This is a genomic window from Kitasatospora sp. NPDC002551, from assembly GCF_040296005.1.
Classification (GTDB): domain Bacteria; phylum Actinomycetota; class Actinomycetes; order Streptomycetales; family Streptomycetaceae; genus Kitasatospora.
In genome coordinates, this window is the sequence record NZ_JBEOWI010000060.1 from 1 (window position 1) to 10,826 (window position 10,826).

At 76.4% G+C, this 10,826-nt stretch carries 9 protein-coding genes and 3 pseudogenes; 7 read left to right on the forward strand and 5 right to left on the reverse strand.

Translation table 11 applies throughout. The annotated features are described in order from the left end of the window. From ABT093_RS33870 to ABT093_RS33880, 3 genes and pseudogenes are all read right to left on the reverse strand, one after another. Positions 1 to 118 (reverse strand): annotated as a pseudogene (locus tag ABT093_RS33870) (ABC transporter ATP-binding protein); the annotation flags it as partial. A 183-nt stretch (positions 119 to 301) separates the two neighbouring features. Then, positions 302 to 2,473 (reverse strand): restriction endonuclease, encoded by a 2,172-nt coding sequence (locus ABT093_RS33875; protein ID WP_350570896.1) that lies wholly within the window; start codon positions 2,471 to 2,473, stop codon positions 302 to 304. Positions 2,474 to 2,615: 142 nt separating this feature from the next. Further along, positions 2,616 to 3,278 carry a maleylpyruvate isomerase N-terminal domain-containing protein gene (locus ABT093_RS33880; RefSeq protein WP_350570897.1) on the reverse strand — a complete coding sequence of 221 codons (663 nt, stop codon included), beginning with the start codon at positions 3,276 to 3,278 and terminating at the stop codon, positions 2,616 to 2,618. Positions 3,279 to 3,414: 136 nt separating this feature from the next. Here ABT093_RS33880 and ABT093_RS33885 point away from each other — a divergent pair. The 5 genes and pseudogenes from ABT093_RS33885 to ABT093_RS33905 all read left to right on the forward strand — a co-directional run. Then, positions 3,415 to 3,594: pseudogene (locus ABT093_RS33885) on the forward strand (rhodanese-like domain-containing protein); the annotation flags it as partial. 165 nt (positions 3,595 to 3,759) lie between these two features. Next, on the forward strand, positions 3,760 to 4,515 hold the full coding sequence (locus ABT093_RS33890; protein ID WP_350570899.1) for a sulfite exporter TauE/SafE family protein: 756 nt from the start codon (positions 3,760 to 3,762) through the stop codon (positions 4,513 to 4,515). 58 nt (positions 4,516 to 4,573) lie between these two features. Next, positions 4,574 to 5,161 carry a rhodanese-like domain-containing protein gene (locus ABT093_RS33895; RefSeq protein ID WP_350570900.1) on the forward strand — a complete coding sequence of 196 codons (588 nt, stop codon included), beginning with the start codon at positions 4,574 to 4,576 and terminating at the stop codon, positions 5,159 to 5,161. A gap of 249 nt (positions 5,162 to 5,410) precedes the next feature. Further along, the gene (locus ABT093_RS33900; RefSeq protein ID WP_350570901.1) at positions 5,411 to 6,319 is read left to right on the forward strand and encodes a DUF2797 domain-containing protein; all 909 of its coding nucleotides are present in this window, start codon (positions 5,411 to 5,413) and stop codon (positions 6,317 to 6,319) included. A 49-nt stretch (positions 6,320 to 6,368) separates the two neighbouring features. Beyond that, a pseudogene (locus ABT093_RS33905) lies at positions 6,369 to 6,479 on the forward strand (alpha/beta hydrolase); the annotation flags it as partial. A gap of 168 nt (positions 6,480 to 6,647) precedes the next feature. On the opposite strand, the gene ABT093_RS33910 reads toward ABT093_RS33905, so the two are convergent. Then, entirely contained in the window at positions 6,648 to 6,950 is a 303-nt protein-coding gene (locus ABT093_RS33910; protein ID WP_350570903.1) for a hypothetical protein, read from the reverse strand. 296 nt (positions 6,951 to 7,246) lie between these two features. Beyond that, positions 7,247 to 8,221, reverse strand: coding sequence for a formylglycine-generating enzyme family protein (locus tag ABT093_RS33915; protein WP_350570905.1), 975 nt, complete (start codon positions 8,219 to 8,221; stop codon positions 7,247 to 7,249). An 89-nt stretch (positions 8,222 to 8,310) separates the two neighbouring features. On the opposite strand from ABT093_RS33915, the gene ABT093_RS33920 reads away from it, so the two are divergent. Both ABT093_RS33920 and ABT093_RS33925 read left to right on the forward strand, forming a co-directional pair. After that, complete coding sequence (locus tag ABT093_RS33920) at positions 8,311 to 8,913, forward strand: PadR family transcriptional regulator (RefSeq protein WP_350570907.1); 603 nt, start codon at positions 8,311 to 8,313, stop codon at positions 8,911 to 8,913. Further along, positions 8,910 to 10,706, forward strand: a complete 1,797-nt coding sequence (locus tag ABT093_RS33925) for a sulfatase (RefSeq protein WP_350570908.1) — start codon at positions 8,910 to 8,912, stop codon at positions 10,704 to 10,706. Before ABT093_RS33920 ends, ABT093_RS33925 begins: the two co-directional genes overlap by 4 nt. The last annotated feature ends 120 nt before the right edge of the window (positions 10,707 to 10,826 follow it).

Sequence of the window (10,826 nt, forward strand, 5' to 3'; positions counted from 1 at the left end):
TGACGCTGACGTTGTCGAGGGCGACGACGCGGGTCTCCCCCTCCCCGTAGACCTTGTTCAGGCCGGTGGCGCGGGCGGCCGCCCGGCCGGTGCGGGCGGCGGTTGCGGACATCGTCACGAGGGTGCTCCCTGGAGGTGCTGAGCTGAAAATCGGAAGATCGTCTTCCTTATCCATTCTCGCAACCGGTCGCGTCCGTTTTGTCGCCCCCGGGTACGGGCTCCCCCCGCCGTCCCGGCGGTCCGGCGGGGGTCTCTCTCCTCCTCAGGTATGACGTCCGGCCCTGAGACGCCCGGAGCGGGGCTACTCGACCGCGACACCCCAGCGCACTGCGAGCCCGGCCAGCCCGCCCTCCACCGGCGTGCCGCTCGGCGTGAACCGCCAGACGCCGTCGCGCCGTTGGAACGAGCCGAGGACCATCGCGCTCTGCGACACCCCGCCGGTCTGTGCCGCCCACCGCGCCGGGCCCTCCGCGTCCGGGCCGTACCCGCCGGTCAGCGCCAGCCCGTGCACGTAGCCGAGCGGCAGCACCGGCGGTTCCTCCTCCTCGGTGGACACCGCCACCACCACCTCGTCCGCGCCCGGCGCCAAGCGGCCGGGCTCCAGCGTGAGTTCGGCGCGGCGGACCGGCTCGCCCGGCACCGAGCGGGTGGGGTGCAGCCGCACCGCGCCGTCCGGGTCCTGCGGGTTGTTGAAGAACACGAAGCGCTCGTCGTCCAGCACCCGGCCGTTCGCGCACACGAACGCCGAGACGTCCAGCTCGACGGCGTCCCCGCCGGCCGTTCGGCTGCGCCAGGACAGCGCCAGGGTGGTGGTCGCGCCGGGTGTGCCGCCGTTCGTCCCGTCGCCGTTCGTCCCGCCGTCGGCGCCGGCCGTCGGGCGGCCCCCGCCGTTCGTCCGCTCGCCCAGCCGCCCGCGCAGACCCTGCTCCGCCAGCAGCTCCACCAGCTCCGGCCCGCTCACCAGGGTCAGCGGCTTGTTGCGGATGTACTCGTACGAGCCCGGCCCGAAGCCCGCGGTGGTCACCAGGATGCCCTTGATCGCACCGTGGTGGCGCACCGTCGAGTCGAGGTCACGCACCGCGGTGGGGGAGACCGTCGAACGGTAGCGCTTGGCCTGGATGACGATCCGCCCGCCGGTCACCGGGTCGAGGTCCTCCGCGACCACGTCCACCCCGGCGTCGCCGCTGCGCGCCGTCGTCATCACCCGGAAGCCGCGCAGCCGGAACAGCTCGGCGATCAGCTCCTCGAACTCGATGGGGTCCATCGCGAAGAGGTCCGGGTCGTCCTCGCCGCCCTGCCCGGCCACACTGCCGCCGACCGTCTCCGGCAGCCGGTCCGGACGCACCTCGTCCAGCCGCTCGGGCCGCGCCGACAGCACCCCGCCCAGGCCCTGGAAGCACTCCACGGCCGCCACCCGGTCCAGCGCCAGACCGGAGAACTCGCCCCGGTCCACCGTCACGGTGGTGAGGAAGCGCTCCGCCTCCCGGCCGGTCGCCGGGTCGATGCCGCGGACGAAGCCGTTCAGCACCACCGAGGCCAGCATCCCGTCCCCGTCCGCCCGGTACAGCTCGGCCACCACCCGCAGCGCGGTCTGCGCCAGCACCTCCCGGTACAGCGCCTTGCGCTCGGTCGCCGGGCGGGCCACCTCGGCCTCCCGGTCGTCCGACTTCACGTACCGCACCCGGGCGGCCGCCGGGACCACGTCCGGGCCAGGCAGCTCCCAGTTCACCACCAGCTGGCGGCCGGAGGCCTCCCAGGCCGCCACCAGCCGGTGCGGGAAGCCCTCCGGCCAGCCAGCCGAGGCGTACAGCACGGCGGTGAAGTACTCCTGCACCGCCTCCGCCTCGCCGGAACGCAGCCGGCGCAGCAACTCCTCGGTCCGGGCGGCCCGTTGCTCGTCCTCCCGGCGGAACCGGGCCACCCACTCCAGGTACTGCCCGTGGTACTCGGCCAGCCGCCGCTGCCGGTCCGCCTCCGCCGCCTGCGCCGCGTACCAGTCCTGCTCGAACCGCGCCCGGGCCTGCGCCACGTACTGCTCGTACTGCTGCCACACCCCGGGGTTGCGGGCCTGCACCGGGTCCGGCGGCGGCACCTGGTAGCGGGCCTGGTCCGGCATCGGCACCGGCTCGCCGAGCCGCCCCGGCTCGAACGGGGGCACCGGCCGCGGCGTCAGCAGGCTCTGCGGCCGGAACGCCGCCCGGCCCAGCCCGGCCGTCAGCAGCCCGCGCAACTCCTCCACCCGGCCGTCCAGTTCGGCCGTCCGCCGGGCCGCCTCGGCCTCCCGGGCCTGCTGGTGGGCGCGCTGCGCCTCGCGCTCGGTGCGGGCCGCCGCCTTCTCGGCCTCGCGCTGCTCCCGCTCCCGCCGGCGCTGCTCGGCGGCCTGGGCGCGCCACCTGGCCTCCTCCCGGCGCTGCTCCTGTCGCTGCGTCTCCGCCCAGACCGCCAGCACCCCGTCGTTCCGCCGCCCCGCCACGTCCACCCCTTCGTTCCACGCCGGTCCGCCGCGGCGCCCGCCTCCCGGCCGCGCCGCCGCCGCGCCCGCCACAATAGAACGTGCACCGGGGGAGTGCGCAAAGGGTCCGCGACCTGCGGCGTCGGCCGGGGGTGAACCGGCGTCAGGTCTGCGGCACCTCGGCGTACCAGCGCCACTCGGCGCGGCGCGCGCGGCCGGGCAGCGCGGTGCGGCCGGTGGCCCAGAGCAGGGTCGGCCAGGGGCCGGCGGGGTCGGGCGCCACGTCCGGGAAGAGCCGGGCGAGGGTGCGGCGGCAGGCGCCGGCGGGCGGCTCCCAGGGCAGCCCGAGTCCCTGGGTGACGTCGTGCACGTGGACCAGCGTCTCCACCAGGCCCATCGCGACGTACCCCGCCGGGTCGGCGAGCCCCCAGGGGTGGAAGGCGCGGACCCCGGGCCCCCTGGTCCGGGCGATCGCGACCATCAGCGCGCCGCTCGCCTCCAGGACCTCCAGCAGGCCGGGCGGGCCGTCCTCGCGCCGGGCGAAGACGAAGCTGTGCGGCCCGCCGGGGAAGGGCCGCCGGGCGAGGTAGGGCACGTAGTGGTCGCGGGGCGGCTCCTGGGGCCCGAGCTGGGCGGCGTAGGCGAGCAGGTCGTCCGCGAGGTGCTCGACGGTGGTCCAGCAGTCCCAGTCGACGGCGCCGGCCGGGCGGGACCAGTCGGCGTCGGAGGGCGCCGCGCGCAGGGTGTCCACGGCGAGCCGGAGTACGGCGGCCAGGTCGTCGGGGGTCACGGGGCCGGGCACGGGCGCGGGGTCGGTGGTGATCATGCGCGGGACGCTACCCGGTCGGGTGCGTCCGGGCGGCAGTATTCCCTCCTCGATGCCCCCGGGGGTATCTCTGCTACAGTCGATGACAGATACCCCCTGGGGTAAAAGGCCCCGCCAGGGCGCAGAGAAGGAGAGGCACGTGCTGCACCGCCGCGGCGCCGAACTGCCGGACGGCCCCGTCTGGGTGCACTGCGCCGGCGGCATGCGGGCCGCCATCGCGGCGTCCCCGCCGGACGCCGCCGGACGCGAGGTGATCGCCGTCGACGACTCCTTCACCTCCGCCGCCGAGGCCGGCCTCACGGTCGTCGCCGCCTGACCGCCTGACCGCCTGACCGCCTGACCGCCCGACCGCCCGACCGCCTCTCCCGGCACCGGCACCACCCCGCAGGAGCACCGCCATGCACCACCCCACCTCGAAGGCGACCCCCCGAATACCCGCCGCCGCCCCCGCGCGCGCAGCCGGCCTCCCGGGGGTGCGCCGATGACCACGCTGCTGCTGGCGCTCGCCGCCGGGGCGGTGGTCGGGCTGGTGCTCGGCGGGCTCGGCGGCGGTGGCGGCATCCTCGCCGTCCCCGCGCTGATCTACCTGCTCGGGTTCTCCCCGGCCGCCGCCAGCACCGCCGCCCTGCTGATCGTCCTCGCCACCTCGGTCTCCGCGATCGTCGCCCACACGAAGGCCGGCACCATCCGCTGGCGCACCGCCCTCGCCTTCGCCGCCGCCGGGCTGCTCCCCGCCGCCCTCGCCGGCGCGGCCGCCACCAGGCTGCCGCAGAGCGTGCTCACCGGCGCCTTCGCGGTGGTCGCCGCGCTCGCCGCCGTCCGCATGCTGCGCCCGGCCCGCCCGGTTCCGGCCGACGGACCGGGCCCCGCCGCCCGCCCCGGGCGGGCGGCCGCCTCCGGCGCCGGGCTCGGCGCCCTGACCGGCCTGCTCGGCGTCGGCGGCGGCTTCCTGGCGGTACCGGCCCTGGTCGGCGCGGTCGGGCTGACCATGGAGGCCGCCATCGGCACCAGCCTCCCGGTGATCGCCGTCAACGCCTCCGCCTCCCTGGTCACCCGGGGCGGCGGCGCGGCCGGACTGGACTGGGCGGTGATCGCCCCGTTCGCCGCCGCCGCCGTGCTCGGCGCCTGGGACGGCAAGCGGCTCGCCGCCCGCCTCTCCGGGGCCGTCCTCCAGCGGACCTTCGCCGTCCTGCTGCTCGGCGTCGCCGCCGTGATGGGCGTCGACGCCCTGCTCTGACCCCGAAGGCCCCTCTTCCTTCCCCCAATTTCCCGTTCCCCTCTCGACAGGAGCCTCCATGGCCACGCTCACCGAAATCACCCCGGCCCAGGCGCGCCCCCGCCTCGCCGCCCTCACCGTCGTCGACGTCCGCACCCCGGGCGAGTACGCCGCCGGACACGTCCCCGGCGCCCTGAACATCCCGCTCGACCAGCTCGACCGGGCCCTCCCCGCGCTGCGCACCGTCGCCGCGCGCGGCGAACTCCTCATCGTCTGCGCCTCCGGCAACCGCTCGGGCCGGGCCTGCGAGTCGCTGGCCGCGGCCGGCATCCCGGCCGCCACCCTGGTCGGCGGCACCAGCGCCTGGGCCGCCGCCGGACACGAGGTCGAGCGGCCCGAGGGGGCCCCGGCGCGGGCGCCGTGGGCGATGGACCGCCAGGTCCGCTTCGCCGCGGGCGGCCTGGTGGTGGCGGGCCTGCTCGTCGACCTCGCCCTGCCCGGCGCCCGCTGGGTCTCGGCCGCGGTCGGCGCGGGCCTGGTCTTCTCGGCGGCGACCAACACCTGCGCGATGGGCTCCATGCTCTCCCGCCTTCCGTACAACCGCCCCCGCCCCGGCCAGGCGGCGGCCCTGGAGGCCACCCTCGCCGCCCTCACCGGGGCCCGCTGATCCCGTCCGGAGGCCCCGCCGCCGACCCGCGCGCCGTCCACCGGCTCCCGGTCCGGCGGCGGGGCCGTGTCCTCCCTCGGCTGTTCCGGCCGCCGCGAGCGCGACGAGGGCCTCGGCCACGTCGTCCGTCCGGTCACCGGAGAGGGCGAGCGCCACGGCGGCCCGGGCCCGCACCGCGCTTTCCCGGCTGTCGGTGGCCGCCGGTAGCCTCGGGGGTTCGGACGGTGTGCGGCGAGGTGGCGGGTGAGCGTGACGGGCGGGTGGGTCTCCACCGGGCTGGGGTGGCGGGACGGCCGGGCGGTGCTGAGCGCGGTGCACGGGAAGCGGGTGCACGAGCGCGAGGTGGTGCCGGGGGTGGAGGTCGGCTGGCTGCTCGGCGGGCCGCGGCGGTGCATCGGGGCGTGGCTGGAGGGCCAGGACGAGCGCACGCCCTGCCCGCACCACGCCGTGATCGCGCCCGAGGGCGCCGCCGTGCAGTGCGCGTCCTGCCAGAGCGTGGACCGCGGGCTGGCGCTGGCCCGGGACCAGATCCTCGACGACGGCCGCACCTACCGGCTCTATCTCGCCTGGTTCGGCGAGGGGCTGCTCAAGGTCGGGCTGACCGCCGAGCAGCGCGGCACCAGCCGGCTGCTCGAACAGGGAGCGCTCGCCTGGACCTTCGCCGCCCGGGGATCGCTGCCCGCCGTCCGCCGTGCCGAACTCACCGTCGCCGCCTCCGGGTTGGCCCGGGAGCGGTTCAAGAGCCGGCTGAAGGTGGACCACTGGTGGGAGCACGGCGACGCGGAGCACCGCCGCGCGCTGCTCACCGAGGCCCGCGCCCGGGCGCACGAACTGCTGCGCGGGCACGGCCTGGAGCTGCTGGCGGACCACCCGGTCACCGACCACGTCGGGGTCTTCGGGCTGAGCGGCGGCGCCCCCGACGTCTACCACGCGGTCGAGGGCCTGGCGGACGGCGCGGTGCTGGCCGGGCGGCTGCGCCCGCCGATCGGCCGGCACCTGCTGCTCGACCAGCCGGACGGCGGCGCGCCGCTGCTCCTGGACACCCGGCTGCTGACCGGCTGGACGCTCGCCCCGGCCGCCGGGCGGCCGTCGGCGGGGCTGACGCTGAGGGAGCGGGTGCGCCCGGCCGAGCCGGACACCCAGGAGGCGCTGTTCTGAGCGCTTCCCGACGCACCGCGTCGACGAGGGCGCCGGGCCCGCCGTCCTCTGCCCGCACGGCGAGCCGACCTGGGGCTACCTCTTCCGGGACGTGGTGCGCCGCCTCGCGCCCGCCCACCGGGTCGTCGTCCCCGACCACACGGGCTTCGGCGAGAGCGCCACGCCCGGCACTTCCTGCCGCTGTTCCGGGAGGCCTTCCCGGACGGCCGGGTGGTGGAACTCCCCGGCGTCGGCCACTACAGCCCGGAGGACGCCCCGGACGCCGTCGCCGGCCACCTGCTGCGCTTCCTCGCCGACACGGCGGGCGCGGTGGGCGGCTGAGCCCCGGTCACCCCAGCTTCCCGCGCAGCGCGCCCGGCCCCGAGCGGGACCGCCGCGACACCGGCGGGCGCGAGGGGCGGACGTCCGGCCGCCCGGCGGGCTCCTCGGCGGGCGCGCCGGCCCGCGCCGCCGCCCGGGCGGCGGCCAGCGCGACCCGGGCCAGCAGCGGGTCCTCCCGGACGCCCGCCGCGCGCTTCGCGGCCTGGCAACGGGTGCACCAGAGCGGCGAGGCGGGCCCGTCGGGGTACACCATCGCCTCCGGTGGCAGGTAGTGGCTGCCGCACTCGACGCATTCGAGGACCAGCCTCATCCGACGATCACCGTCCCGGATCCGTGGCACCGACCGCACGGCGACCAGTAGACGTGGATCTTGGGCACCATGCTCCCTTCCTCGTCCCGTTCGACCGTGGCTTCGGTCTTCTGGGTCCCCCCGGACCCGCCGCATCCGGAGCAGGCCTGAACCTCGGGCATATGCACACTCCTTTTCGGCGGGGACCACGGTAGCGCGAAACGGACGGAGTCAGCACCGATCCTGACGCACGGTCGAAGAAGCGGGGCGTGCGCCGCCGATCCGCGCGCCGCCCGCGCCCCGCCGAGCGCCCCGGCTCAGCGGGCCACCGTGCGGAAGCCGCAGTTGCCGCTCGTGGAGTCGGGGGTGTTGCCGGTGCGCGCGGCCACCCGGTAGCGGTTGCAGTAGGAGTCGTGGCACAGGTAGGAGCCGCCGCGCAGCACCCGCCGGGCCCGGTCGGCGCCCGGCGCGGCGGCGGGGCCGCGCGGGTCGAAGCGCGGCGAGCGGGCGTAGTAGCCGGGGTCGAAGCGGTCGGCGCACCACTCCCAGACGTTGCCGGCCACGTCCACCAGGCCGAAGCCGTTCGGCGGGTAGCCGCCCACCGGGGCGGTCGCGACCCAGCCGTCCTCGCCGGTCGGCAGATCGGGGAAGCGGCCCTGCCAGATCCGGCAGCGGTGCGCGCCGTCCGGGCGCAGCTCGTCGCCCCAGGGGTAGCGGCGGCCGGCCAGCGGGCCGCGGGCGGCGTACTCCCACTCGGCCTCGGTGGGCAGCCGGCGGCCGGCCCAGCGGCAGTAGGCGAGCGCGTCCCGGTGGCTGACGTGCACCACGGGGTGGTCGCCGAGGTCCCCGGCGTCGCCGAGCGGGCCGTAGGGGTGGCGCCAGTCGGCGCCGCGCACCTCGACCCACCAGGGCGCGGCGGGGGAGCGGCCGAGCACGTCGGCCGGGCCGGCGAGGACGAACAGGTGGAAGACGGCGGAGGAGCCGGCCCGTTCGGCGTCGGTGCGGTGGCCGGTGGCCTCGACGAAGGCGGCGAACCGGGCGGTGGTCACCGGCTCGGTGTCGATGGTGAACGGCGCCAGTTCCACCTCGTGCACGGGCGTCTCGCCGTCCGCCGGGTACCCCTCCCCGAAGGCGTCGCCCATCGCGAACACCCCGCCGGGCAGCGCCGCCTCGGGGTGCGCGGGCCGCTCGGCCGCGGTCCGCGGCGGCGGAGGCGGCGGTAGCGGGACGGGCCCGGCCCCGGCCGGGGAGGACGGCAGGCAGCAGGCGCGGGCGGCGGGGGGTTGACTCATGGGCCCAAGCTATAGCACTTTGCACCTAGGTGAGAATGCACCCAGGAGGACATCCGAGGAACCGGCGGGAGCCGGGGAGAGGGCACCGGTTGAAGTTCGAACACGTTCTGCTCGGCCTGCTGAGCCTGCGGCCGCGCAGCGGCTGGGACCTCAAGGAGTGGCTCGCGGGGGAGGGCCAGTTCGTCCGCTCCCACGCCCACCCGAGCCAGATCTACCGGCTGCTCAAGCGGATGGCCGAGCAGGGCTGGGTGGTCTACGAGACCGACCCGCGCGACGGCCGCCCGGACGCCAAGGTCTACCGGCTGACCGAGGCCGGCCGGGCCGAGCTGGTCCGCGAGGCCCGCTCCCCGTACCAACCGACCAGCCGCTTCCAGGACCCGGACTTCATGGCCCGGTTCTTCTTCTCCGCCCAGCTCGCACCGGAGCGGCTGATCCCGCTGATCGACACCGAACTCGCCTACCGCCGCCGCCAGATCGCGGTCATGCGCCCCCGGGACCGCTCCCTGCCCCTCCCCGCGGGCACACCGGAGGCGGACGTCCGGCGGATGCGGATGATCCGCGAGATCACCCACGAGTACGGCACCTCCGCCGTCGACGCCTGGCTCGACTGGCTGGAGCGGGTCCGCCGCATGCTCGCCGACGGAACCATCCCCACCACCAGCACCACCAGCCCCGAGGAGACGCCCCGGTGAAAGCCGTCCTGGTCATGTTCGACAGCCTCAACCGCCGCTTCCTGCCGCCCTACGGCTGCGACTGGACGGTGGCGCCGAACTTCGCCCGCCTCGCCGCCCGCGCCGCCACCTTCGACCACTGCTACGGCGGCTCCATGCCCTGCATGCCGGCCCGCCGCGAGATGCACACCGGCCGCTACAACTTCCTGCACCGCTCCTGGGGCCCGCTGGAGCCCTTCGACGACTCCGTCCCCGACCTGCTGGGCAAGGCGGGCGTCTACACCCACCTGGTCACCGACCACCAGCACTACTGGGAGGACGGCGGCGCCACCTACCACAACCGCTACGACAGCTACGAGTTCTTCCGCGGCCAGGAGGGCGACAAGTGGAAGGGCCACGTCGCCGACCCGGAGATCCCCGAGACGCTCTCCTGGCGCGCCGGCCCGATGTGGCGCCAGGACTGGGTCAACCGCCAGTACCTGGCCGACGTCGCCGACCACCCGCAGACCCGCACCTTCGACGCCGGCCTGGAGTTCATCGCCACCAACCGCGACCAGGACCGCTGGTTCCTGCAGATCGAGTGCTTCGACCCGCACGAGCCGTTCTACTCCTACGCCGAGCACAAGAAGCACTACCCGCACGACTGGGACGGCCCGCACTTCGACTGGCCCGACTACAAGCGCGTCACCGAGAGCCCCGAGGCCGTCGAGCACGCCCGCAACGAGTACGCCGCGCTGCTCACCATGTGCGACGACTCGCTCGGCCGCGTCCTGGACGCCTTCGACGAGCACGGCCTGTGGGACGACACCCTGCTGATCGTCTGCACCGACCACGGCCTGCTGCTCGGCGAGCGCGGCTGGTGGGGCAAGAACATCCAGCCCTGGTACGACGAGAACATCCACACCCCGCTGTTCGTCTGGGACCCGCGCAGCCGGGCCGGCGGCCGGCGCGCCTCGCTCGTCCAGACCGTCGACCTCGGGCCGACCGTGCTGGAGTACTTCGACGTCCCGCGCACCCCCGACATGCAGGGCCGCCCGCTCGCCGACACGGTCGCCCACGACACCCCGGTCCGCCCGCACGGCCTGTTCGGCGTCTTCGGCGGCCACGTCAACATCACCGACGGCCGCCACGTCTACATGCGCGCCTGCAAGGACCCGTCCAACCGGCCGCTGTTCGAGCACACCCTGATGCCCACCCACATGCGCGGCCACTTCACCCCGCAGGAACTGGCCGGCGCCACCCTGGCCGGCCCGCTGCCGTTCACCAAGGGCGTGCCCGTGCTGCGGATGCCGGCCAACGCCTGGGGCAACCCGTACGCCTTCGGCACCCTGCTGTTCGACCTGCACGCCGACCCGGAGCAGGAGCACCCGCTGGTCGACGACGAGCTGGAGCTGCGGATGGCCACGCTGCTCACCGAGGCGCTGCGCGAGAGCGACGCCCCCGCCGACCAGTTCGAACGGCTCGGCCTGCCCGCCGAGGGGCCGGTGACCGCCGGGCACCTGCTGGCCCGCGCCCAGCGGCCGCAGGCGCTCTCCGCCGGTGAGCCGCTGCCGCGGCCGGAGGACTTCCCCGACGGCCCGCTCTCGGTGCACACCCCGCTGCGCACCCTGCTCGCGGACGAGGGGGCGCGCGCGGCCGTCCTGGCCCGGCTGCCGATGCTGGACAACCCGGGGCTGCGGGCGATGCTGGGCGGGACCTCCCCGTTCCGGCTCGCCGCGATGGGCCCGGCCGTCCGCCCGGCGGACCTGCGGGCCCTCGCCGACACCCTGGCCGCCCTGCCGGTGCCGGACGGCGCACAGCAGGACGGCGCGTAACAGGACGGCGCGCGGCAGGACGGCGCGTAAACAGGGCGCGGGGGGGGGGGCCCCCCCCCGGGGGGGGGGCCCCCCCCCCGCCCCCCCCCCCGCCCCCCGCGCGCGACCAACGGAGGAGGC